This window comes from Mesorhizobium delmotii, from assembly GCF_900149755.1.
Lineage (GTDB): Bacteria > Pseudomonadota > Alphaproteobacteria > Rhizobiales > Rhizobiaceae > Mesorhizobium > Mesorhizobium delmotii.
Genome location: NZ_FUIG01000029.1, coordinates 78,903 through 102,287, shown reverse-complemented (window position 1 = coordinate 102,287; position 23,385 = coordinate 78,903). Strand labels below are relative to the sequence as shown.

The following is a 23,385-nucleotide window of genomic DNA, read 5'->3' as shown; positions in this document are numbered from 1 at the left end:
GCAAAGTTTTCGGGACCAGAGGCATGGCCTTCGGTGTTTCGCCGGAGAGTTCAGATGTTCAAGGGCCGCCGTTTCGACAGTCCGTCATCCTGCTTTGCGTTCGCTGGTGCAATCCGAGGTGGGGCTGGGACGTCTTTCCCCGCTTCTTCTTCTCTGAACGCGCGCTGTTCGGCCTCGGTCGAACGCTGCCCATCCTCGCCTCAGCGCTCGGCTTTCTTCTCGACGCTGCTCGCTTTCGCGCGCGTTTCCGTCTCGCCGCTGCCGTCGCGCGTCTCATACCGGCTGCTGCGCTCCATCGCGCTGATTGTGCATCTGCTCGTCATCAACAATCTCGCCTATCTCTATCCGACTATCGATGTGGGCGTGCCGTCTACCTGTGTCCGCGGGACCTGCTTATAGAACTCGTGCCGAAGCGCTACGCGCACGTTGCGCGGCGACCTGCGGGAGGGCGAGCGGGCGACGAAATTCGCGGGCCATTAACTGCGCGCTGGCCTCGCCTCATCAGCAACGTTCTGGATGGGCGTGCAATGCGCCGGTGCCGATCGGAACCGTGCAGCTTACAAGGGGCACGAGTCGAGGACCTCACCAAAAACCGGCGTCGGCTTGCCTTTTTGAGGTCGTTGCACCGACGGGGTTGGTTCGATCCGACGCTGACCTGTGTGATTGGGGGGCTTGGGTACGAGCCGGTGCCGGACCGAACCGTCTCAGACAACGACGGTTATCTCTCGGCACATTGGGGCATGGGCTCGGGTAAAAGTGCGGCGACAACGTGTCAGAATATCACCAATCCGACGCCCGCTCGCAAACGTGATTGGAGTAGCGCATAATGTGGCGGCGTTGCCAATCGCCCAGGTGTCGCAGGGATGGCCACAAGTAGAAGCGGTCAACGATTGCACTCGATGGGTCAGGCGGACCTGATTTTAGGCTGAAACCAGGGAGGGGTCGTCCGCCTGTTTTGCTGGCACGCTAACCGCGCGCCGATTGACCTGGGGATCGATCGAATCGCCGAGCGCGGCCGCTCGCTGGCGTCAGTGCCGGCCAGCATCCATCTGCTCTGCGCGCCCGGCGCATCATCCGGAAAGGACTGCGGAGAAGGGAGGCTGACATATTGCAGATCACCTGACGCGCCACAGCGTGCGAGCTCCGGGATTCCGGTGAAGTCATGGTCAGCTGTGGCCAAGTCAAGCTCAGTTATGAAGCAGGCACATCGATATTGCGCCACAGCATAGTGGTTGCTTGAGCATCTGCGCCTAGCACGGACAGAACCATCTTTAGGAACGCTACCGGGGCAAGAATGCAGTACGTACCGCGTGCTCTAAAAAAGGTATTCTAAACAGAGTGAATGGGACAGCCCGCTACGGAAATCTTGTCCTAGTCCGTTTGAGCATCGACTCTTCAGATGGACCGGCTGGGTACCCGGCGCGGCCTGCACCCATCGAGGCCGCCAACCGCTGAGCAGAAAACCAGGCCTACGCTTTCCGGGACGGCGGACCTCGTCAGCCTCTCGAAAGCTTGCCTGAGTAGGTCGCTCATCTGATCTGTGAACGTGAGGCTAGCGTGAACCGGCACAAACTTAACATTCATTGTAATAGCCTGGCAGCAGGTACAGCACCCCGTATCGCAAGAGCAAGCGGACGGGCAGGGCAAGACGGCTTTGAGCAGCACTGGGGAGAGCTGGCTGGACGATTCTGGACGGGCAGCGGCCGGACCATGAGCCGCTGCTACTCGACAACCTCTTGCCGATCGGCAGCCGCTGCAAAACCTGCTGAGGGCTGATGTCGGCATCAACCCTAAGCCTCAGGTCGCTAGATTAAGCCTGGATGAGATTATCGCCGTTCGACTTCCAGGGTAGCGGACGCGGGCATTCGGCTGCACATCGGGAAGACGGTCAACGGCCTGGAAGAGTATACTGGGCGTGCGCTGTGTGCTGGTAAGCGCTGTTCTCAGGCCACGGCCCTGAGTTCGGGAGCCGGGATGTAGGCCCAGGGCAGCAGGTCGTCGATCTGGCTGTTCGGGTGGCCATTGACGATCCTGGTGAGGACATCGGCGAGATAGCCGAGGGGCTCGACGCCGTTGAGTTTGCAGGTTTCGATCAGCGAGGCGACGACTGCCCAGTGTTCGGCGCCGCCATCGGAGCCTGCAAAGAGGGCGTTCTTCCGATTGAGCGCGATCGGACGAATGGAGCGCTCGACTGTATTGGAGTCGATCTCGATGCGGCCGTTGTCGAGGAAGCGGGTCAGGCCTTCCCAGCGCGAGAGCGTGTAGCGGATTGCCTCGGCGAGCTTGGTCTTCTGGCTAATCAGGCCGAGCTTTTCGCGCAGCCAAGGTTCGAGATCGGCACTGATAGCGCGGCTATTTTCCTGACGCATCGCGCGGCGTTCGTCAGCCGACCGGCCGCGGATGACGTCTTCGATCTTGTAGAGCTCGGCGATCCGTCTCAGCGCCTCGCTGGCAATCGGCGCGGGACCGGCTGCCGCCAGTTCATAGAAGCGCCGGCGCACGTGTGCCCAGCAGAAGGCGAGCGTCACGCCGCTTTTCTCGGCCAGCACGCGATAGCCGCCATAGCCGTCGACCTGAAGGATTCCGGTGAAGCCTGCGAGATGAGCGATCGGACGCTCGGCCTTTCGGTCCGGCGCATAGACATAGGCGACGCCCGGCGGGTCGCTTCCATTCCATGGGCGGTCATCGCGGGCATAGGCCCACAGCTGCCCAGTCTTCGTCTTGCCGCGGCCCGGATCGAGCACCGGCGCCGTGGTTTCGTCAGCAAAGAGCTTCGGTGAAGTCTTCAGCTTGCCAAGCAGCCGCTCATGCACCGGACGAAGGTGCCAGGCGGCGCGGCCGACCCAGTCGGCGAGCGTGGACCGGTCGAGATTGATGCCCTGCCGGGCATAGATCTGCGCCTGACGATAGAGCGGCAGGTGGTCAGCATATTTGGACACCAGCACCTGAGCGACCGTCGCCTCGGTTGGCAAACCGCTCTCGATCAGCCGGGCGGGCGCCGGAGCCTGAACGACCACATCCTCGCAGGCGCGGCAGGCATATTTGGGCCGGCGCACGACGATCACACGCAGCTGCGCCGGAACGATGTCGAGCCGCTCGCTCACGTCCTCACTGATCCGATGCAAGCCATTGCGGCAGCCCGGACAGGCATGGTCCTCGATGTCGACGACCATTTCCACCCGCGGCAGATGGGGTGGCAACGCGCCGCGGTTCGTCCGGCGCTTCCTGGCGCGCTCCAGACGCTCTGCGGGAGATGCTTGTTCATTCTCTTCCTCGTCGGCGGCCTCGATCTGCTCGGCCTCTTCGAGCCCCAGCAGCAACTGATCCTCGGGAAGCGTCTCAGCTCTTCGGCCGAAGCGGTGACGCTGCAATTCCTTGATGATCTGGATCAGGCGGGCGTTCTCGACGTCGCGCGCCAGGACCATCGCCTTCAGCGCGTCCGGATCGTCGGGAAGCTGGTCAGCCGCCATCGCCATGACCGGATCAGACCATATTCGCCGACATCCCGCGACAGCGGAAATCCAGGCTGATTCACTTCGTCGCGGGTCAGCCCGCCTGAACCGGAACGCGGGTCCTGCGCGCCTCGTGGACCCGCCGCCAGTCGAGACCTTCGAGCAGCGCCGACAACTGCGCGGCCGTCAGCCGCATCATGCCGTCATGCACTTTCGGCCAGCGGAACTCGCCGTCCTCCAGACGTTTGGCGTAAAGGCAGACGCCGGTGCCATCCCAGAAGATCAGCTTGATCCGATCCGTCCGCTTCGCCCGGAAGACATAGACCGCGCCGCTGAACGGATCGGCGCCCATCGTCTCGCGCACAAGCGCCGCGAGGCCCTCCGCACCCTTGCGGAAGTCCACCGGCTTCGTCGCCACCATGACCTTGACCGCACCCGTCGGCCCGATCACGTCGTCGCCTTTAGCGCTCGGATTACAGCGGCCACCGTCCTGGTGTCGGCGCCACGGCCGACCCGCATAGCGACGCCGTCTATCTCCAGCTCGATCACACCGTCTCGGGCGGCTTTCTGCTTCCGCCGCCGCCTTGCCGCCGGTTCAGGCCTCGGCGCTGCAATCACCGCCGGAACAAACAACGATTCCGGTGCCGGCGCTTCCGCCAACGGCTGACGAGCGGCCCGACGCCAGGCGAACAGCTGCTGCGGGGACAAAGCGTATCGCCGCGCCACCGCGCTCACGGTCGCGCCGGCTTCGTAGCTTTCCGCCACGATCCGCGCCTTCTCCTCCGGCAGCCATTCGCGCCGCCGACCGGAGCCCGTGAACACCTCGAACCGGCGCGCGGGCTCGTGATCGCTGGATTTAAGCGTAAGCTCTGAAATCGTCATGTGTCGAAGCCCTCAAAAGCTCCGAACATCGTCCTTCACGCCGATCACCGAAAGGTGCCGTCGGGACATCGCTTACGTGTGCTGCGCAGTCGCCCTACCTCGCGGAAGCCCAGCCGACCCCTCATCGCATGCCGCCCTTGCGTCAACCGATGGTGCTAGGCCTCAAACGCTGCAGACCGGCAGCGCCGACCGACAGCCGCGAGACATCTCGGTGACGGTTCCTGCCGCGCTCAGATTGCGGCAGCCAGATCGGTGTCCAATCCGCTGCGCTCGAGGCTCTGATGACCGAACGCAAGCTCCAAGCCGCGGTACCAAAGCATCAGCCTCACAGTGCGCCCTGGGGGTGAATATGCAGGCCCATCCAGGATGTGGATGCTTATGATCCGAACAATTGATTTGTTCAAGTCACTTGTCGAAAGCTAACCCGTGCCAGCCATGGAATCGTGCGCTCTGGAGGGCGACGCTGGCCTGGCGAATGCAGGGGCCTCACATAGGCAGGATCGATGCGCAGACAAATTGCAGGCACAGTTGGTGGCATTTTGGGCTGGCGAATCGACGTGTCAGCCCATCAACACGTCTTCACATGTTCTATGCCGCCTACTGCAGGCGTGCAGCTCGCATCCTCCTGCGATTAGCCGTCCCAAAGAGGATTACGAATACTGCGAAAAGTTGCTCGGCTTCTGCTGTCGCCGACTCAACAGTCTTGGTGACCAGTCCTACCATTGATAGGAAATGAAATGCGAACGCTATTCGTTGACCACCATGCGGATCTTACGCGAGCGGTGGGAGTTGCACTCGGGGATAGCGGTTTCGCTGTTGATATCGTTCGCACACTGGAACAGGCATCGAGTGCATTTTCTTGCGCCAGCTATGAAGTTCTCCTGCTGGAGCTAGCTCTGCCGGATGGCAATGGCTTGGATTGGCTGAAGCAGCTAAGGAGTGAGGGACATTCAGTTCCTGCTCTCGTTCTGAGTGACGTCGACGATCTTGAGAAGCGAATTGCGATTTTCAACGGTGGCGCGGACGATTTTCTGCTCAAGCCCGTGTGTACCAATGAGCTCATTGCCAGAATGAGAGCCGTTCTGCGGCGGTCGGCGCAGATGACCGACCCCTTCATTGTATTTGGAAATCTCCACTTCGATCCAATCGGCCGACAGGTTTCCGTTGCTGGTCATCCGCTGACGGTCGCACGCCGTGAACTGTGTATTCTAGAGCATCTGCTCAACCGTGCTGGCCGCATCGTGCCGCGTTCGCAGTTGGAAGATCACCTATACTCGTTCAACGATGAAGTATCTGCCAACGCTCTTGAAGTCGGAATCTATCGCTTACGTGGATACCTAAGCAGGTCAGGCGCAACACCACGGATAAAAACCGTGCGCGGCATTGGTTACATTCTTGAATGTGACTAGCGCGACAGCCGTATAGTTGGCCGAATTTGAAAGAAAAGACCACCTTGAAAATCATTCCAACTGATCATCCTCACACCGAGCGGCGGCCCCCGCTCATCGTCGGCCCGAGACCTACTACTGTCTCTCCTTACTTGAGCCGCCTCCTCTACGCGGTCATTCTGTCATATCCAGTTTCTGCGCCGGCCCAAAACATCGAGGATAAAGGCACGCCGCCTGCCGCTTCCAATAGCCTCGATGGCTCGCTGAACCTTTCCTCTTCGCTCGGCAAGACAGTTCATTTGCCCGCGCCAGCCACGACCATCTTTGTTGCTGACCCGACGATCGCGGATTATCAGGCAGCCTCGAACACAACCATCTTCGTCTTTGGGAAGAAATCCGGGCGGACCAGCCTGTTCGCCTTGGACGAAAAGGGCGAGGCTCTCGTCGCGTTGCGTATTGTCGTCACGCAACCGATCGAGGAATTGCGCGCCATGTTGAGTGACCAGGTCGGCGACTCTTCAATCCACGTAAGCTATACGCCGCGCGGCGCAATCCTTAGCGGTACAGCTCCCAATGCGGAGGTCGCCGACACCGCGAAAAGGGTCACTGAGCAGTATCTCGGTGACGGTGGGCAAGTCGTCAATAACATCAAGGTCGCCGGGTCCTTACAAGTTAATCTTAGTGTGCGGGTAGCGGAGGTCTCCCGTAGCGCCATGAAGGCACTCGGCGTTAACCTGTCCGCCTTTGGTCAAATCGACAATTTCAGAGTGGGCGTGTTAAGCGGCAGCGGCGCTGGCTCCGGTGCAGCGCTGGGTGGCGGTACAGCAGGAATCGGATTCGACAACGGTGTCGTCAACATCGGTGCGGTTCTCGACGCGCTCGCCAAGGAGCACATAGCTTCCGTTTTGGCTGAGCCGAATCTCACCGCGATGTCCGGTGAAACTGCCAGTTTTCTGGCCGGCGGCGAATTTCCCATTCCCGTCCTGCAGGAAAACAAGCAAGTGTCGGTTGAATTCCGTCACTTCGGCGTCAGCCTGGAATTCGTGCCGACCGTTCTCAACAACAACCGAATCAACATTCACGTAAAGCCGGAAGTCAGTGAACTGTCGTCCCAAGGTGCCGTTCAAATCAATGGTATTTCCGTGCCGGCAGTTTCCACACGCCGAGCCGACACAGTCGTCGAACTCGCCAGTGGGCAGAGCTTTGCAATTGGCGGTCTGATCAGGCGCAACGTGAACAATAACGTCAGTGCGTTTCCCTGGCTCGGCGAAATGCCGATCCTTGGCGCTCTGTTTCGTTCCTCCTCGTTTCAAAAGGAAGAATCAGAACTGATTATTCTGGTTACGCCTTACATCGTAAAACCAGGCTCCAGCCCCAACCAGATGAGCGCACCCACGGACCGGATGGCGCCGGCTTTAGACGATTCTCCGGCAAATCCGCCGCGAGGCCGCGCTGCTGCCCGCACCGGCGCGCCAGGGGCCAAGCGCGGTCGCGGCTTCATAATCGAATAGGTGATCGAATGACTTTGTGGATCAAAGTTCTCCTGGTCGCCCTGACGGCCAGCGCAAGTGGCTGCACAAGCACTGCGCCGATCTATGTCGAGCCCCCTGCGCCAATCCTGATCCGGCCGGAGACCACCGTCCTGATATTAAAGAGCCTTCGCGCTTCCGAACGGCAGCGTTTGCGTGTTTTCCTTGACAGGACCAGTAGCGGCCGCCGCGATGCTCTTCACCTCCTTATCTGGGGCTCGTCCCGGCTCAGCGCAGAGGTGGTGCATCAGGCCAGGCAGATGGGCATCGACACTGACAACATCCATTTGCTCGACCAACACGATGGCGGCGCAGTCCAAGTAGAAGCAATTGTGTATCATGCCCGCCCACCTGCCTGTCCGTCGTATTCCGGTCCTTTACTCAGTGACAAATCCTTCGAAGAGCCGCTTGGCTGTTCGACACGACGTAACTTAGCTGCAATGGTCAACGATCCGCGCGATTTGCTCGACAACAAGGCTGTCGAGCCGAGCGATGGCGAGCGTGCGGCCATACCAGTTGCCACATACAGGACGTTCGGGGCGGGCAAAGGTCAATGACATGGGTCGTATGGTCTTAGCTCCGTAGAGTACGGCGCCGGCTCCAGTCTGTAAGATTGCCGTTGCTTTGATCTGGTGGTGAGCGCGGCCGTCACAATACACGATCGTGACCTGAACGAGATAGGGTGCCCCTCACCTCTCCAGGGCGCCCGGTGGCGCTGCGCTCATGACGTTACATGAAGGCGGGGTGACTGCCATGCTGATTTGTGATCGCTCGAGAGGCATCCCGCTCCAGCCACCCTCTTTAGACGAGCCAAAGAGCGCTGAGCGGCGTTCTTCATTTGCGGGTTAAAGGCGCGCGTACGTGACGGCGGCGTGGCTCAAGTGGCCAAGCGGGCTTGATCTTGGCCGGTCGTGTCAAATCGGGATAGGGGGAGCCTCGCGGCTCCTCCCCTCCCACACCACCGTACATACGGGTCCGTATTCGGCGGTTCGATGAATTGAGCGACCAAAGCCTCCTGTGAGGTATCGAGCGCCGGGATTTCACGACGTGCGTCGCCGAGCTGGCTTCGGTCCCTGCGTTCGCCGTTCCGTCGGGCTTCACCGTCAGGTCTGGCGGGCAGGCCGGAGAACCGGTTTCTGCCGCATGGCCGTATCGAGACGCGCGGTACTACTTTCCACTTCCACCGTTCGGGCCTTCGCCTCCAGGCAAACCCGGCTGCTACTATGCCCTCTGCTGACTTCTGCGCCGCGATCAGCGCGCCTCACGGCGGGCCCAGTCCGGAATTCCGGACACGGCGCAGATCTCCCGAGGTAAGATCGACCGCCTTCCCCGCACACCCGCCGAATTTACCACCCCGGTCCTTGATGACCATGGACTTCGCGGTCATTGGCCCGCTCGTCCGGCCGGGTACGCCTCATATCCGGTTCTTTGTCCATCGGGTCGCGAGTTTGCTCCACGCTTCCTTCAGACCCCGCCTCGCGACGACGCCCTTGCGCTTCGCTAACCCTTCGCCGCCATCAGGCTGGGTAAAGGACTTACACCTCCAAGCTGTCGATCATGCTCGGCACACCAAAGCTGGCGCGGCCGTGTCGCCGCGCTCCACCGGCCCATGTTGCGGGCCGGTGGCCCCCACGGCCACCGGAGAAGCAGTTGCGGACGGGCGCTGCGCCAACTGGTCAGCATGACCGCTCTTTTCCGGGTTCTTTTCTAGCCGATCTCACCTTCTTCTCTCAGGCTAAGTGTGAAAACGAACTCAAGGCCGAAGGATGAGTGGACTGAGCCCGGGCCTGCTGCGACCTAACCACGATCCTTAAGGCACGCCTGCCAAATCGCCTAGCGGAAAGGCAAAGGTTCCCCACAAGGTGATTGATATGCCAGTGAAGCGTGGCGAAGGAAGTCGCACATTTGTCGTCAGGCCACGTTCTGGAATATTGGCAAGCCCATCGGGCTGGGGAGGCCGGCCGCTTGCATAGGGTCGGCCGGAAGGCGTGCTTGCAGGTTGGACAAATAGTCTTCTGCATAGCTTTGCGCCATGGAAATCGGCAGATCGATCCCGGCCGTGGCGGCCTCTTCGAGCGCCTTCTTCACCAGCCCGTTGCGTATTGCAAGCTTGACCTCGGGGCCTGCGATAAGGCTGAGCGCCTGCGCTCCGATATTGATGCCAGCGTCTATCAGCGCCTGCTTCATATTGCCTCCGGTAATCGCTGTGCGGACAAGATTTGCCGCTTGCGCCTCGAACGCGAGCGTCATCGACACGGCATCGGCCACTTGGCCCACGACCGGAATGAAGCTCAACAGACCCACCGCCGTCGCAGCCCAATCAGCCACTGTCGAGTACACCTTGAGCACGTCGCCGACTGTGTGGATGAAAGCCCCGCCGTTCTTTTTTGCCGATTTGGTATCAGGCTGGTCCACCCGGCCCGCCATCATGTCCGAGACGGCGTCCTGTTCCGCAGCAGTTTCGGGCGCATGGGTCTTTGGCTGCTGAACGGTTCGGTTCGCAGACGACATGCTGCTGTAGAAGTGGCCAAAATCTTTGTTGCTGATATTACCGGAATCGACCGTGTGTCCGCCGCCGAAATCGAAGAAGGAATTGTGGGTCTTATAGCCTGTAATCGAATTGTTTAGAAGACTGAAGATCAGAGGATCCGATAGCAGCTGCGAGGCCGCCTCCTTTACTTTCGGATCCAGGCTATTGTCTTGCGCCATGCTTGCGAGCTTGTCGCGAGTCAGGTCACCGTTCCCAAAGAATCTTTGCTGGTTGCTGTTGATGGTCTTAAGGGTATTCAGCTCGGTTTGCGTGAGGCTCATCGAAGATGAAGCGACTTGGAGAAAATCCTCTTTATGGACTTTGTCTATCGAGCCACCGTACAACTGCTTCCATTCATTCGGGTGACTGACGAAGTACTGAGCCGCCGCAATGACCTGTGGCGGACATTTGCCAGTTTTCGCGTCGCCGTCGACGATCTGCTTGAAATCAGCCAGACTCAGGTTCTTGGGCAGGTTTTCGGAGTACCGGTAAAGCTCCCGCGTCGCATCGTTCAAGGTCATAACCGACGGCTGCGCATTTCCAGTACTGTCGGATGGGATGTAGTTCTGCGCGTAGCTTTGCGCCTGCTGGCCCTGATATGCGGCAACTTGTGAGTGATGGCTAGAGAACTCGGACAAATCCTTGGCCGTGATCTTACCGCCACAGCGGCCATCGCCCTGCGAGCCGATCGCATAAAAAAGCTCTGGATCCTGCTGCAATCCCTCAATCGCCGCTTTCAGATCCGGTGGCGTAGAGGGATCATTGGCTTTATCCGTCAAGGATTGCCAACTAAGCGGGCATAGGTCCTTGTGACGGTTCAGCACTGCCACGATCTGCAACTCGGCTTGGGACAGTGAGCCGCCGTTCCACGTGATTCTCTCGCTTTTTATGGGCGCTTCCGCAATGGGAGGGGGGGCGACCGCAGGCTGCGGGCCTTGATCCACTGATTCGTGCGCAACGGGAGGGGGGGCGACCGCAGGCTGCGGGCCTTGATCCATTGATTCGATGGCTGCCCTCATGCTTGGCGGCAGCAGATCCAATGGGTTCTTGCGCAATTCTTCCAACGAGGATTCGACATCGGGCAACAGCGACTCCGATGTGTTCCGGCACAATTCCTTCATCGACGATTCGAGATCTCGTGGCAGCTGGTCCCGGACTGGGAAGGGACTGGTGCCGTCTTGGTGCAGGTGAAGGGACAGCATCGCATCGAAGGACGATGCGTTTTGCCTCGTCTTTTCCAACGCAGATATCAGATTCAGGCTGCTGTACTGTAGGATATTCTGACTATTGAAAACGTTGCTTGTATCATTGATGGACATTGTGACTCCTCAGACATGAAATTGCAATCCCCCACAAGGGCGACGCCAAACGAGCTTTGACAGTCAGAGCTCGGCGGGCCCAATACCCCTGCTGTTGTTCAAATTGCCTCGTTCTGCGCCAGCTCTATGTGCAATCCCAGCACAATGACCGGAGATATCGCTGAAGCTGGCGGTTGCCACCATGAGCGGTTTAGCTTTCGGCAAACTGACGAATTCAGAGGAATTCACAATTTGGGGTGGCCGCGGTTGTTTTGTCCCGAAGCTGCGACCGCAGATATCATTTTTGGCCTGGCTCTGGCTTCCCGGCAACGCCATCTTGCTGCGGCACGTCGGACGAATAAGCGGCTTCAGGTAATCCGTTGCGGACGACCATGGTGGAGGAGCCCCGAAACAATGTCAGGACCGATTCGCTTGGCGGCGTTTCATGGACGCGCGGCTGCGCCTGTGCCTCCGCGACAAGACCGTTGAAAGTCTGCTCCACGAGCGCGGTGAAGCGCGGTGGACCGGAAACCAAAACGAGGCCATCTCCCGGCGCGGGTCTCACCACGTAGCGGTCATCGGTGATCTCAAGCTTGTCTAGGGCACCCTTAAACGTATCGAAGCGGATCGAAGTCAACACAAGCATGCGGGTTTGTGATTCTTTTGCGGCTGACACGTAGAGAACAAGCCCATCATAATACCATTGGAGACCGTACAAATTGGCCAAACGGTCGAGGAACTCGCGCGGTGGCAAATCCGGCATACTCCCGCGGATCCGCCCCTTCACCTCGGCGCTAATGTTGACTCGGATATTAAGGTTGTTGCCGAATTGCTGCAGCGCGGCAGAGAGATCCTGATCGAGAACCGTATATCTGTACGGCGTCTTGGAGAGGGATAAGGGAACGCCGAGAGTTCCGTTGGTTCCGGCGTAGAGAAAAAAACCGGCACACAGAAGTCTCAAAACGTGTGGGGCGACGGATCGGAAGAGCGCTCTCAACATTTCGCACTGATAAACCAGAGTCTGAAATCTGCACAAGTGACTAAGTCGCCCAGCATGACTTTTAGATGACTAACAAACCTCGGTTAGTCAGCTTGTCGTCAGCTCGGCCGCCTAGACGTTGACCCGATAACGAATGATGAAGGGGCCGGGTTCGCTCGGTCAAGAGGAAGCTATCGAGTCTTTGCATGATGATGCCTATCACGTCGATCACTGCCAGTTTAGCGGACTGTCTCCCCAAGACCGGGTCACCCTCGTTCAGCGAGCAGGCCCAGTTTGAGCGCGCGTTGGCGCACGCGGCCGACTCGCTGAAAAACGATGCCGCCTTGGCATCACCCACGGTGCCAGTTGCTCCAGCGATGGGTGTTCAACGCGCGGCTACGCAGATGAGTCCCCTGGGCGACCGCGTGATGCAGACGATTTCTGCGATCTACCCAGACCGTGCTGTTAGTTCGGCTGCGCTCGACCAGCAGGTAGGCCTTTTGAAGGGCGCTCTACATGGACCGCAGAAGCTTCCTGCCGAAGGTGATGCGAGAACCGGAATGTCCGGCGTTCCGCAGGGAGGGCATGATTTCGAAACGATGATTGCTGGTCTGCGGGATATGTACAATGGCGTCACGCAGGTTGGTCTTCTTTCCAAAGGTGTCAGCGGCATCACCTCATCCGTGAATAAACTTCTAAAGGAAGGCTGAACCGCGCGTATGATTGGCTTAGCCGAGAAAATCATGCGTAGCACGTCTTGCCGGAGATCACTTCGCCTTGTCGTACTGCCACTTCTCGTGGCCCTCAGCGGTTGCAAGGTCGATCTCTACACGCAACTGCAGGAGCGCGAGGCGAATGAAATGCTCGCCCTTCTGATGGACAACGGGGTTGCTGCGGTCCGGGTCGCCGGCAAGGATGGGACCAGCACGATCCAGGTTGACGAAAAGCTGCTCGCTTACTCAATCAACCTCCTGAATGGCAAGGGATTGCCGCGCCAGTCCTTCAAGAACCTCGGCGAGATTTTCCAAGGATCAGGCCTGATTGCCTCGCCAACCGAGGAACGTGCCCGTTACGTCTATGCGCTCAGCGAAGAGTTGTCCCGTACGATCAGCGATATCGATGGGGTTTTGTCTGTACGTGTCCATGTAGTTCTGCCGCATAATGACCTTTTGCGAGCAGGCGCCACGCCGTCCTCGGCCTCGGTTTTTATCAGACACGACGCCAAAGCTGAACTCTCTGTTTTGCTGCCGAAGATAAAGATGCTCGTGGCCGACAGCATAGAAGGATTGTCCTACGATAAGGTCGAAGTGGTTTTGGTGCCGGTGGAGCGTTCCGCGCCTGAGCAACGGTCCGTGCCGGCGACTGTTTTGGCCCAGCCATCCAGGCTCGCTCCAGCGCCCCTTCTGGCGACCGTGATCGGTATTGCCGCAGCTGTATTCGCAGTGGCGTGCTACGTCTTAGCCGGCGCCCTTAGCCGCCGGCACAGGCAATCATCGGGCGAACTTTCCAAGGTCGAGCGGCGGTCGGGTATTTCCGCCCTCGAGGCCATTCGCAAAAAGACCCCGGCGATAGCGCCTAAATGACATGTCGATGCCAGTGCCGGTAAAAACCGCCCAACTCGACGGCTCGTTCCAATTGCATGCCTTGGACCGGAGCGAACTTGCTGCTTCGGTCCATCCGACTCGTCTTGGCGCGCGTCTTGATCCGGCGTTATCGGCTGCTACGTTGGCTCAGTTGCAGAAGTGTTCCAGACTGCAGCGAAGACTAACGGAATTGTTGCTCGACAATGATTCGGAGTCGAATGACGTTGACTGGGGGCCGGACCTTCTGCGCGGTAATGATCCGCATCGCGCTGCCCTCCTTGCAGGTAGTGTATGGCATGCCCGTTCGCTGCTTAAGCTTGTCTCTCAGCCTGACCTCACAGTGCTTATTGAACGTATCGGCGCTGATGCCCATGCGTTTGGAATCCGACATCTGGCGCATGCCATTGCGGACAGATTGATCGCTGATCCGGAAAAACTCGCGCACCAAATCGAACACGATGGACACGCCTGTCTTGGTGCCTGGCTCCATCACAGTCCAGTGATGGAGCGCAACCGCGTGCTTCTACGCTTGCCCGTAGGGACCGCCGCCGACAATCCAGAGCCTAAGCACGGGGACGCCGCAGGCCAGTTGTTTTCGCTTGTAGTAGGCCATTTTGAGGCGGAGAACCCGCTGATATGACGCCGGATATTTCCGTCGCGCCGGCAGCGCCGCAGATGCGCCCATTGGGGCCGCTGATACCGGCGAGCGAGCTCGAAATCTGGGATAATGCCGCAGAAGCGTGTGCCGCCGCAGAACGGCATCAGCAGCGCGTACGCAGTTGGGCACGCGCGGCGTATCAGCGTGAGTTGGCGCGCGGCCATGCCGAGGGCTTGGATGCTGGCGCCGAGGAAATGGCAGAGCTGATTTCGCAGGCGGTCGCCGAAGTCGCACGACGAAAGGCGGTTCTAGAGCAGCAATTACCGCAGCTCGTGATGGAAATACTAAGCGATCTTGTGGGAGCATTCGATCCGGGCGAACTGTTGGTCATGGCTGTTCGTCACGCCATTGAGCGCGAATACAGCGGCGCAGAAGTTTGCCTCCATGTGTGTCCGACGCAAGTGGACATGCTTACGCGAGAGTTTGCTGCATGCGACGGACAGGATGGTCGTCCAAGGGTTCGGATCAAACCGGATCCTACGTTGTCGCCGCAACGGTGCGTGCTGTGGAGCGAGTACGGCAATGTCGATCTGGGCCTTGATGCGCAGATGCGCGCGTTGCGTCTCGGCTTCGGGACGCTCTCTGAAAAAGGCGAACTGTGAGCACGCAGGTAACAGAACATAATCACGACGCTGCGATCTGCCCTGCCGATCCGGCGATCTCGTCTTTGAGAGCTACGGTAAAGCGGATCGACACGCGCGTCGTGCGCGGCAGGATCACGCGGGCTGTTGGCACACTGGTCCATGCCGTCTTGCCAGACACTCGTATTGGAGAACTTTGCCTCCTACAGGACCCGCGGACCGGACTGTCGCTCGAAGCCGAGGTGATCGGCCTGTTGGATGATGGCGTACTGCTGACGCCGATCGGCGACCTGGTCGGCCTCTCCAGCCGCGCGGAAGTCGTCGCCACTGGACGAATGCGTGAAGTACCCGTCGGCAACGATTTACTTGGCCGCGTGATTGACAGTCGTTGCCGTCCACTGGATGGCAAAGGCCAAATCAAAACCGCCGAGACTCGGCCGCTGCACGGCAGAGCTCCGAATCCAATGACAAGGCGCATGATTGAGCGGCCCTTGCCGCTCGGGGTCCGTGCCCTGGATGGTCTCCTGACGTGCGGCGAGGGCCAGCGAATCGGTATTTACGGCGAGCCAGGTTGTGGCAAGTCGACGTTATTGTCACAGATCGTAAAAGGTGCCGCCGCTGACGTTGTCATAGTCGCGCTGATAGGCGAACGAGGACGTGAAGTTCGTGAATTCATCGAGAGGCATCTCGGGGAGGAAGGCCTTCGCCGTGCGGTCGTTGTTGTTGAAACATCCGACCGCTCGGCTGTTGAGCGGGCACAATGTGCTCCGATGGCGACAGCGCTCGCGGAATATTTTCGCGAACAAGGGCTACGCGTTGCTCTCATGCTGGATTCGCTGACACGCTTCTGCCGCGCCATGCGTGAGATAGGCCTTGCTGCGGGTGAGCCGCCGACGCGACGGGGCTTTCCTCCTTCTGTTTTTGGCATGCTGCCAGGCCTGCTAGAGCGCGCTGGCCTGAGTGAGCGTGGCTCAATCACCGCTTTCTATACCGTGCTTGTAGAGGGCGATGGCACAGGTGATCCAATCGCCGAAGAAACGCGCGGCATTCTCGATGGCCATGTCGTCCTCTCGCGCGCTATTGCGGCGCGATCGCATTTCCCTGCTATCGATGTACTGCAGAGTCGCAGCCGCGTAATGGATGCGGTCGTTTCGGGGACACATCGCAACTCAGCATCCTTCTTTCGTGAACTCCTCTCGCGGTATGCCGAGGCCGAGTTCTTGATCAACGTCGGCGAATACAAGGAAGGCGGCGATCCCCTGACGGACCGGGCTGTCGCGTCAATCGACGAACTGAGGGAGTTTTTGCGCCAGAGCGAAGACGAAGCGTCAGGGTTTGAGGAAACGGTAGCATGGATGTCGCGTCTGACCGCGTGAATCACATTCAGTCTTCGAGGTTACGGCTCCTGAAGGAAATGCAAGAGCGTCGTGCCCTTAGTGAGCTGTCCAAAAAGGAAGCCCAGCGCCATATGGCCACCTTAGCAGCACAGAATGCCTCCCGAGAGCTTGCAACGGCACAACAACATTGCTCAACGGCCGAAGCAGCGCTCTATCAGGAGCTGATGACGCTCGATGACTTGTCTAGCGCCACCCTCGACCGGCACCACCTCCATATTGAGTGCCTCGCGGCTGAGATCACTCGCAGGCGGCAGATGCTTGTTAATGCGCGCGCCGCCGAAGAAAAGGCCGAGTTAGCGGCGTCCGTGACGAGGGACCTATGGGTCGCATGTTCGGCGGCAACGCACAAATGGCGCCAAATAGAGGACGACGTCCGGCGCGCCGTTGAGATCCATTCGGAGGCCGCAGGCGAGATCGAGGCCGACGATGAGATATTGGTTCGATTTGGGAGGGGTCCGCTTTCCCAGATCGCGAAAACGGATTCGATAACCCGCAGGTCCTCCGAATGATAGAACGGTGCAGTTTTTGGCAGCCGCTTTGGTGAGACCCCCTCTATTGGAGCCAGCGCTGACACTGTCCCACGAGGTCGCCTCGTGGCTCAATGACACTGCGGCTTCCCGCAGGCCGTTTCAGACCCGGATCAACGACGTGCCGCTGTCGGTGCGTATGGCAGGGCTTGTCTGGCAAGAGAATTTTGCCGCCATTCCAATGCTCGACTGCATTTGTAGGGTCGGAGCTGATGCGGTCGTGCTGTCGATATCGCGGTCGCTTGTAGAGGGGCTCATCGCAACAGTGCAGAATGGGCTGACTTTCCCTTCCGAGCCAACGGCTTCACTCATTGTTGAACTTGCACTTGAGCCACTTATTGCTCGACTGGAGTATAGGACACAGCTGAACGTGCAGCTCGTGCGCGTGTTTGAAGCCGCGACACTGGCTCCTTATCTCGAACTGGATATCGACTTCGGCCCGGTCAGTGGCAAGGGTCGTCTGTTCCTGTTCTCGCCTCTTGATGGCTTGGTGCCGTCTGCGTTTCGCGCCCTGGGCGAACTGTTTGGCCAGTTACCGCGACAGCCGCGCGGATTACTTTCAGACCTCCCGATCGTGGTTGCAGGAGAGATCGGCACGCTGCGCGTTCCTGCGGCGATTCTTCGAAAAGCATGTGCCGGTGATGCTCTGTTGCCGGACATGGCGCCGTTCGGCCGCGGCGAGATCGCCCTATCTTTTGGCCAGTTGTGGGCCGGTGCTGATCTTGAGGGCGACCAGCTAGTCCTGCACGGGCCTTTCCGCCCGCGTTCCTATCCTTTGGAGAATGCGCATATGACACAACTTGGATCGCAACTAGGGCCGACGGAGGATCTCGATGATGTCGAGATCATGCTTGTCTTTGAATGCGGTCGCTGGCCTATTTCTCTAGGGGAATTAAGAAGTGCCGGCGAAGGGCATATTTTCGAACTTGGACGGCCGATTGAGGGTCCGGTCGATATACTTGCCAATGGTCAGTGTATCGGGCGTGGCGACATCGTGCGCATTGGAGATACGCTGGGCATCAGGCTCCGTGGCGGGTTGGGATGCAATGACTGAGCTCCAGCCGCCAATCCTGGCGCTTCTCGCAGTTACCGCCGGACTGGGTCTGCTGGTTTTAGTAGTCGTCACGACCACGGCCTTTGTAAAGGTATCGGTTGTTCTTTTCCTCGTCCGCAATGCGCTCGGGACTCAGACGATACCACCTAACATAGTGCTTTACGCCGTGGCATTGATCCTCACCATGTTCGTTAGCGCGCCCGTTGTTGAACAGACCTATGATCGGATGACCGATCCGAAGCTACATTATCAGACGTTCGACGACTGGGTAAGCGCCGCCAAATCCGGGACCGAGCCCCTGCGTGATCATCTTAAGAAGTTCACAAATGAAGAGCAGCGACAGTTTTTCCTATCGTCGACCGAAAAAGTCTGGCCAGAGGAAATGCGTGCCAAAGCCACAGCTGATGATTTGTCCATTCTGGTCCCATCTTTTCTAATTTCAGAGCTAAAGCGCGCGTTTGAGATCGGATTTCTTCTTTATCTTCCTTTTATCGCTATCGATCTTATTGTGACGACAATTTTGATGGCGATGGGTATGTCTATGGTATCCCCAACGCTTATATCTGTTCCTTTCAAACTCTTCGTGTTCGTCGCTATTGATGGCTGGTCGAAATTGATGCACGGACTTGTGTTGAGTTACACGATACCGGGAGGTTGATCATCGCTGAATCCAGTATTGTCACTCTTATGACCCAATCGTTGGTGGTGTTCATGATCTGGATTCTGCCCCCGCTCATTGCATCGGTGATCGTTGGCTTGGTCATTGGCATCATCCAGGCGGCAACCCAGATCCAGGATGAAAGTTTGCCACTCACCGTGAAGCTTCTGGTTGTTGTCGCGGTTATTGGCTTGTTTGCGCCTGTGCTGAGCGCACCGCTGATAGAGCTAGCCAACCAGATCTTTACCGAGTTTCCCGCCATGACACTTAGCTACTAGTCTCCGCCATGTATGCGTCACCGGCCGAGATTCAAATCCTGATCCATACGGCTATCGAACTCGTCGTAGCAGCCGGTCTTGGCGCAGCGCGCGCGATAGGCATTATGATGATCCTACCTGTATTTACACGTTCTCAGACCGATGGGCTGATCCGCGGCTGCCTGGCTGTTGCCTTCGGATTACCATGCCTGGCACACGTCAGCGACGGGTTGCAGGCGCTGGATCCTGAAACACGTCTGATCCAGGTCACTTTGCTCGGATTAAAGGAAGTTTTTGTCGGCGCACTACTTGGCACCCTCCTTGGCATTCCCTTATGGGGACTTCAGGCGGCCGGTGAGTTTATCGACAACCAACGCGGCGTCACCAACCCGTCCGCCCCGACCGACGCCGCGACGAACAGTCAGGCTTCCGCCATGGGAGTCTTTCTCGGGATCACTGCGATTGCCATCTTCGTCGCATCAGGGGGGCTGGAAACTGTGGTCAGCGCCCTTTATGGCAGCTATTTGATCTGGCCCGTGTATAGGTTCCACCCTACATTGAGCACGCAAGGAGCAATGGAGATATTAGGGCTCCTCGACCACATTATGCGCACGGCTTTATTGGTGTCAGGGCCCGTCGTGTTCTTTATGACGCTGATTGATGTATCCATGATGCTACTGCGTCGCTTTGCGCCGCAATTCAAATTGACCCAACTGTCCCCGACGATCAAGAATCTTGTCTTTCCGATTATCATGGTCACCTACGCTGGCTATCTAGTCGAGGGTATGAAACTGGAGATCACACAAGCGAATGGCGCGCTCGAGTGGTTCGATAGATTGCTAAAATGAGCGACTCGAGTGAAGAGAAGACACACGCCGCCACCCCCAAGAAGCTAGACGATGCACGCAAAAAAGGGCAGCTGCCACGTAGCTCCGATTTCGTTCGCGCGGTCGGCACTTGCGCTGGTCTCGGGTACCTATGGCTAAGAGGCAGCGTGATCGAAGACAAATGCCGCGAAGCGCTACTATCTGTCGACAAGCTGCAGAACCTGCCATTCGACTTCGCGGTCCGGCAGGCGCTGGCTGTGCTTGGCGAACTCACCTTGGCAACTGTTGGCCCGCTGCTTGGAACGCTTGTCGCGGCGGTGCTTTTGGCAAGCTTATTAGCCAATGGTGGATTTGTTTTCTCTCTTGAGCCAATGACGCCCAACTTCGAGAAAATTGATCCTTTTCAAGGGCTGAAGCGCTTGGCGTCTGCGCGTTCGATGGTCGAACTCGGCAAGACGCTGTTTAAGGTATTCGTTCTCGGCGCAACCTTTTCCTTTTGCCTTCTCGGCATGTGGAAGACGATGGTCTATTTGCCGGTCTGCGGCATGGGCTGTGTGGGCCTTGTCGTTACAGGGGCAAAACTGCTGATCGGAATTGGCGCCGGCGCACTTCTGGTCGCCGGCCTGATCGATCTCCTGTTGCAGCGTGCGTTGTTTCTGCGCGAAATGCGGATGACCAAAACTGAAGTCACGCGCGAGCTGAAGGATCAGCAAGGGGCGCCAGAGTTGAAGAGTGAACGACGTCGCATTCGCGACGTGTCAGCTGACGAACCTCCCCTTGGTGTGCATCACGCCACGCTGATCTTCAAAGGAACGGCGATACTGATCGGTCTGCGTTACGTACGCGGTGAAACCGGGGTGCCCGTCCTGGTTTGCCGCGCCGAAGGCGAGCGGGCTTCACACCTGCTTAGCGAGGCGCGGGCGCTACGTCTTGAAATTGTCGACAACGATGTCCTAGCGCATCAGCTCATCAGCAAAACGCAACTGGGCAGCCCCGTTCCCATGCAATATTTCGAGCCCGTGGCGAGAGCACTCTTCGCCGCAGGATTGGCCTAGAGCCGTTCAGTTTTTGACTGAATCGCGGATTCCCATGCGGTGACTTTGTGATTCAAGATGCTGGCTGGAGCGGAGGCCAGCATCTGATGACGCGACCTCTTTCGAATGATCTTCGTGAGCGTGTTGTAAGGGCGATCGAGGCCGGCGACAGCTGCCGGTCGGTGGCGGCCCGGTTCGGCATTGCCGTTTGATCGGCGGTGAAGTGGGCGCAGCGCTACCGTTCGAGCGGATCTGTGGCACCCGGCAAGATGGGTGGCCATCGCAAGCGTGTTCTGGAGCCGCATCGGGCGTTCATGGTGGGGCGGCTCAACCAGACGCCGCATCTGTCGCTGCATGGGCTGTGGCGGAACTGGCGGCGCGCGGGGTGAAGGTGTCGCATGACACGGTGTGGCAGTTCCTGAGGCGCGAGGGCCTGCGGTTCAAAAAAACCCTATTCGCCCTTGAGCAGGCCCGCTCCGACATTGCCCGCCGGCGGCAGCGCTGGCGTTCCTTTCAGGCCGGCCTCAGCGGCTGGTCTTCATCGACGAGACTTGGATCAAGACCAACATGGCCCCCCTGCGCGGCTGGGGTCCCAAGGGCAAGCGCCTGCGCGGCTTCGCTCGCACGACACCTGGCGCACGCTGACCTTCCTCGGCGCGCTGCGCTGCGACCGGCTGGCGGCCCCTTTCGTCTTCGACGGACCGATCAACGGCGAGTGCTTCCGCGCCTATGTCGAGCAGCAGCTCGTACCCGTGCTGGAGCCCGGCGACATCGTCGTCATGGACAATCTCGGCTCCCACAAGTCGGCCTCGAGCCCGAGCTGGCGGTCACGCTCCGACAGTCCAGGGTCGGTTGCGGACCGATTGCAACGCGCGGATGAAGTTGCTCTTGCCGACCTTTTCTCACCTACGATGAGGATGCTCTCGCCCATCTCGACATCGATCTCTGAGAAATGCGCACACTCCTAATGGTTGATCGCTGCGATTGGCTCGCTCGGCGTTGTCGGTGCACCGCGCCATCAACTCCTCAAAAAACATTCGACGCCGTCGAAGAGCAGGCCATCGTCGACCATGCGCGCACAGTAGCCACCAAGCGCTTTCAGCGCTTCGCCGGCCGGCACGAGGCGTAAGCTTCAATTGACTGCAGCCACATAATCGATTGGTTCACAATTGGCCGCCTTCTCAGCGAAGAACATTGCCTTGTGCGCGCGACGGCATCCGCCAGGTCCCGATTGGCGAACGCGGTTTCCGTAAGACCTGGTTCCAATCGCACCAAGCCATGCGAGTGACGGGCGACGCGCTCGCCACGTAGGCGCTCTGCAAGGAGAAGACGTGCATCGACGTAGCTTCTCCCAGAACGTTTGCTCCGCGTGCATCACCGAGGTCGGGCCGTTGGAAAGACGACCTCCTCGACCGGGCCGGAGGCGTCGCAGACGACATCGCGCATGCTCGCAGGCTCGCCGGTCGAGCGGGGGCCTAATTCGCGCATGACGCTGGGCGCGACATAGCCCGAACCGTGGTCGTCGCCTCATAGTCGATGAACAGCATCTCGCCTTCGATGCGAACCGCCGCCGCTAGTTCCTCTCTTGCCAGAGCCTCGGCAATAGTCGGCTGCGCCGTTCCGGCCACCCAGTCAGGACGGCGCTTTCGTACCTCGCTCGACCAATGCGAGATCGGCGCTTCTTGGCGGAGCCACATCAGGGACCGAAAAACCACCGTCGTCGGTGACAACAATTGATGCACTTGCGCTAGATCGGAGCCTGATTTCAACAAACGCTAACGGCAGTTCGGATTTTCGTCCGCATCGGGGAGAACGCCTCGTCAGCTAGTCGTCAAACAAACCAACTACCTAGGGCTGTGGCCAACCAGCCTCAACTTAATGCTAAACACAGGAGTGCGATATTATGTATGGTCGAATTGGTGGCTCGTCGGATAGGCACTACACGCGTGGTGCCAACGGGCAAATGGATGCACAAACCCAACAGTGCGCAGACATGTTTGCCCGCATGGACTTAGCTGGATCGGATTCCAGTGGCGGCTCATCGGCGGCGGCTACGCAAGCGTATTCCCTTCATTCCAGACCTCCGGTGGTAGAGATCGACAAGTTTTCTTTCACAGACGAGCTGATCAAGTTTCATGACAAGAACATCAAACACATTGCCAACAATCCGCAAGAGTATTCGGAATTCGTGTCCGCACGGGCAAGACGCACTGCGGAGGTTGCTAAGGAATACCGCGTTCGTTGCGATACGAAGGACACGCGATATTTCAACTACCAATTGGGAAACCAGAGTGCTGGACTGATGAGAACGCAAGGCGGGTTCAGCATGACTGAGTTCGACTCCGAAAATTGGCGGAAACAATTTCCTGGCCGAACTGAGATCACGTCCGTAGTGGATCTTCAGGTCGCTCATCCACTCGTCGAGAATGCAGGCGATATTCTGCTGGAGCATCAACTTCGGATCGACGGCGAACGGCCTTTGCTGAATTGGCGTGCGGCTAATCCAGAAGCACAAGCCCGCGCAGCGAGTATGGGGTTTGTTGAGGTGGAGGATGGCGGCATGGTCCTTGACCCTACCCAGCATCCCGAAAAGTGGACGAAGAACAGTGCCGGTGAATGGCAGCGTGCAGACAAACCGCCGCGCTATCTTTGCAAAACTGAGGATAGCGAGAGCAGTCATGTCGAGAGCTCACCAAGTTCATCCAGATACTCATACGAGGATGACTTCATGTGATCAGCCGGCGCCGCGGG

The 23,385-nt window shown here is 58.7% G+C and carries 21 protein-coding genes and 2 pseudogenes; 17 read left to right on the top strand and 6 right to left on the bottom strand.

Annotated elements, in window-relative coordinates; genetic code table 11:
• The first annotated feature begins 54 nt into the window (after nt 1-54).
• Nucleotides 55-399, top strand: a complete 345-nt coding sequence (locus BQ8482_RS19270) for a hypothetical protein (RefSeq protein WP_123149084.1) — start codon at nt 55-57, stop codon at nt 397-399.
• Between the two features lie 1,544 nt (nt 400-1,943).
• Here the strand turns inward: BQ8482_RS19270 and tnpC are convergent.
• The 3 genes from tnpC to tnpA all read right to left on the bottom strand — a co-directional run bounded on the left by tnpC (nt 1,944) and on the right by tnpA (nt 4,334).
• Nucleotides 1,944-3,476: an IS66 family transposase gene (gene tnpC, locus BQ8482_RS19265; protein WP_123149083.1), complete on the bottom strand. Its 1,533-nt coding sequence runs from the start codon at nt 3,474-3,476 to the stop codon at nt 1,944-1,946.
• A gap of 70 nt (nt 3,477-3,546) precedes the next feature.
• Nucleotides 3,547-3,903: an IS66 family insertion sequence element accessory protein TnpB gene (gene tnpB / locus BQ8482_RS19260; RefSeq protein ID WP_023800865.1), complete on the bottom strand. Its 357-nt coding sequence runs from the start codon at nt 3,901-3,903 to the stop codon at nt 3,547-3,549.
• A complete protein-coding gene (gene tnpA / locus BQ8482_RS19255) occupies nt 3,900-4,334 on the bottom strand; it encodes an IS66-like element accessory protein TnpA (RefSeq protein ID WP_095518983.1) in 435 nt (144 codons plus the stop codon). Before tnpA ends, tnpB begins: the two co-directional genes overlap by 4 nt.
• Nucleotides 4,335-5,071: 737 nt before the next feature.
• Here tnpA and BQ8482_RS19250 point away from each other — a divergent pair.
• The 3 genes from BQ8482_RS19250 to BQ8482_RS19240 are packed head-to-tail and all read left to right on the top strand — an operon-like array spanning nt 5,072 to nt 7,808.
• The gene (locus BQ8482_RS19250; RefSeq protein WP_123149082.1) at nt 5,072-5,743 is read left to right on the top strand and encodes a winged helix-turn-helix domain-containing protein; all 672 of its coding nucleotides are present in this window, start codon (nt 5,072-5,074) and stop codon (nt 5,741-5,743) included.
• A gap of 44 nt (nt 5,744-5,787) precedes the next feature.
• The gene (locus BQ8482_RS19245; RefSeq protein WP_165848635.1) at nt 5,788-7,233 is read left to right on the top strand and encodes a type II and III secretion system protein family protein; all 1,446 of its coding nucleotides are present in this window, start codon (nt 5,788-5,790) and stop codon (nt 7,231-7,233) included.
• Between the two features lie 8 nt (nt 7,234-7,241).
• Entirely contained in the window at nt 7,242-7,808 is a 567-nt protein-coding gene (locus BQ8482_RS19240; RefSeq protein WP_123149081.1) for a CpaD family pilus assembly lipoprotein, read from the top strand.
• A gap of 1,354 nt (nt 7,809-9,162) precedes the next feature.
• Here the strand turns inward: BQ8482_RS19240 and BQ8482_RS19235 are convergent.
• Both BQ8482_RS19235 and BQ8482_RS19230 read right to left on the bottom strand, forming a co-directional pair.
• Complete coding sequence (locus tag BQ8482_RS19235; protein ID WP_123149080.1) at nt 9,163-11,100, bottom strand: HrpF/NolX family T3SS translocon protein; 1,938 nt, start codon at nt 11,098-11,100, stop codon at nt 9,163-9,165.
• A gap of 277 nt (nt 11,101-11,377) precedes the next feature.
• A complete protein-coding gene (locus BQ8482_RS19230) occupies nt 11,378-12,079 on the bottom strand; it encodes a nodulation protein NolW (protein ID WP_123149079.1) in 702 nt (233 codons plus the stop codon).
• Between the two features lie 185 nt (nt 12,080-12,264).
• Here BQ8482_RS19230 and BQ8482_RS19225 point away from each other — a divergent pair, with 185 nt between their 5' ends.
• The 12 genes and pseudogenes from BQ8482_RS19225 to BQ8482_RS40910 form a co-directional block, all read left to right on the top strand.
• Nucleotides 12,265-12,768: a nodulation protein NolB gene (locus BQ8482_RS19225; protein ID WP_123149078.1), complete on the top strand. Its 504-nt coding sequence runs from the start codon at nt 12,265-12,267 to the stop codon at nt 12,766-12,768.
• 9 nt (nt 12,769-12,777) lie between these two features.
• On the top strand, nt 12,778-13,641 hold the full coding sequence (gene sctJ, locus BQ8482_RS19220; RefSeq protein ID WP_008874778.1) for a type III secretion system inner membrane ring lipoprotein SctJ: 864 nt from the start codon (nt 12,778-12,780) through the stop codon (nt 13,639-13,641).
• 1 nt (nt 13,642) lies between these two features.
• The gene (locus tag BQ8482_RS19215) at nt 13,643-14,281 is read left to right on the top strand and encodes a nodulation protein NolU (RefSeq protein ID WP_123149077.1); all 639 of its coding nucleotides are present in this window, start codon (nt 13,643-13,645) and stop codon (nt 14,279-14,281) included.
• Entirely contained in the window at nt 14,278-14,901 is a 624-nt protein-coding gene (sctL, locus tag BQ8482_RS19210) for a type III secretion system stator protein SctL (protein ID WP_123149076.1), read from the top strand. The genes BQ8482_RS19215 and sctL overlap by 4 nt, the downstream gene beginning before the upstream one ends.
• Nucleotides 14,898-16,256: a type III secretion system ATPase SctN gene (sctN, locus tag BQ8482_RS19205; protein ID WP_123149075.1), complete on the top strand. Its 1,359-nt coding sequence runs from the start codon at nt 14,898-14,900 to the stop codon at nt 16,254-16,256. Before sctL ends, sctN begins: the two co-directional genes overlap by 4 nt.
• On the top strand, nt 16,232-16,786 hold the full coding sequence (locus BQ8482_RS19200) for a hypothetical protein (protein ID WP_123149074.1): 555 nt from the start codon (nt 16,232-16,234) through the stop codon (nt 16,784-16,786). Before sctN ends, BQ8482_RS19200 begins: the two co-directional genes overlap by 25 nt.
• 7 nt (nt 16,787-16,793) lie before the next feature.
• Complete coding sequence (sctQ, locus tag BQ8482_RS19195) at nt 16,794-17,858, top strand: type III secretion system cytoplasmic ring protein SctQ (protein ID WP_123149073.1); 1,065 nt, start codon at nt 16,794-16,796, stop codon at nt 17,856-17,858.
• On the top strand, nt 17,851-18,516 hold the full coding sequence (sctR, locus tag BQ8482_RS19190; RefSeq protein ID WP_008874785.1) for a type III secretion system export apparatus subunit SctR: 666 nt from the start codon (nt 17,851-17,853) through the stop codon (nt 18,514-18,516). Before sctQ ends, sctR begins: the two co-directional genes overlap by 8 nt.
• Before the next feature lie 29 nt (nt 18,517-18,545).
• Nucleotides 18,546-18,794 (top strand): EscS/YscS/HrcS family type III secretion system export apparatus protein, encoded by a 249-nt coding sequence (locus BQ8482_RS19185; RefSeq protein ID WP_077376427.1) that lies wholly within the window; start codon nt 18,546-18,548, stop codon nt 18,792-18,794.
• A gap of 8 nt (nt 18,795-18,802) precedes the next feature.
• Nucleotides 18,803-19,621 carry a type III secretion system export apparatus subunit SctT gene (gene sctT, locus BQ8482_RS19180; protein WP_123149072.1) on the top strand — a complete coding sequence of 273 codons (819 nt, stop codon included), beginning with the start codon at nt 18,803-18,805 and terminating at the stop codon, nt 19,619-19,621.
• Nucleotides 19,618-20,655 carry an EscU/YscU/HrcU family type III secretion system export apparatus switch protein gene (locus BQ8482_RS19175; RefSeq protein ID WP_123149071.1) on the top strand — a complete coding sequence of 346 codons (1,038 nt, stop codon included), beginning with the start codon at nt 19,618-19,620 and terminating at the stop codon, nt 20,653-20,655. Before sctT ends, BQ8482_RS19175 begins: the two co-directional genes overlap by 4 nt.
• Nucleotides 20,656-20,741: 86 nt before the next feature.
• A pseudogene (locus BQ8482_RS40910) lies at nt 20,742-21,440 on the top strand (IS630 family transposase); the annotation flags it as partial.
• Nucleotides 21,441-21,614: 174 nt separating this feature from the next.
• Here the strand turns inward: BQ8482_RS40910 and BQ8482_RS39385 are convergent.
• Nucleotides 21,615-22,298, bottom strand: a pseudogene (locus BQ8482_RS39385) (nucleotidyl transferase AbiEii/AbiGii toxin family protein); the annotation flags it as partial.
• Nucleotides 22,299-22,537: 239 nt separating this feature from the next.
• Here BQ8482_RS39385 and BQ8482_RS19155 point away from each other — a divergent pair.
• On the top strand, nt 22,538-23,368 hold the full coding sequence (locus BQ8482_RS19155) for an effector protein NopP (RefSeq protein WP_165848632.1): 831 nt from the start codon (nt 22,538-22,540) through the stop codon (nt 23,366-23,368).
• Nucleotides 23,369-23,385 lie beyond the last annotated feature (17 nt).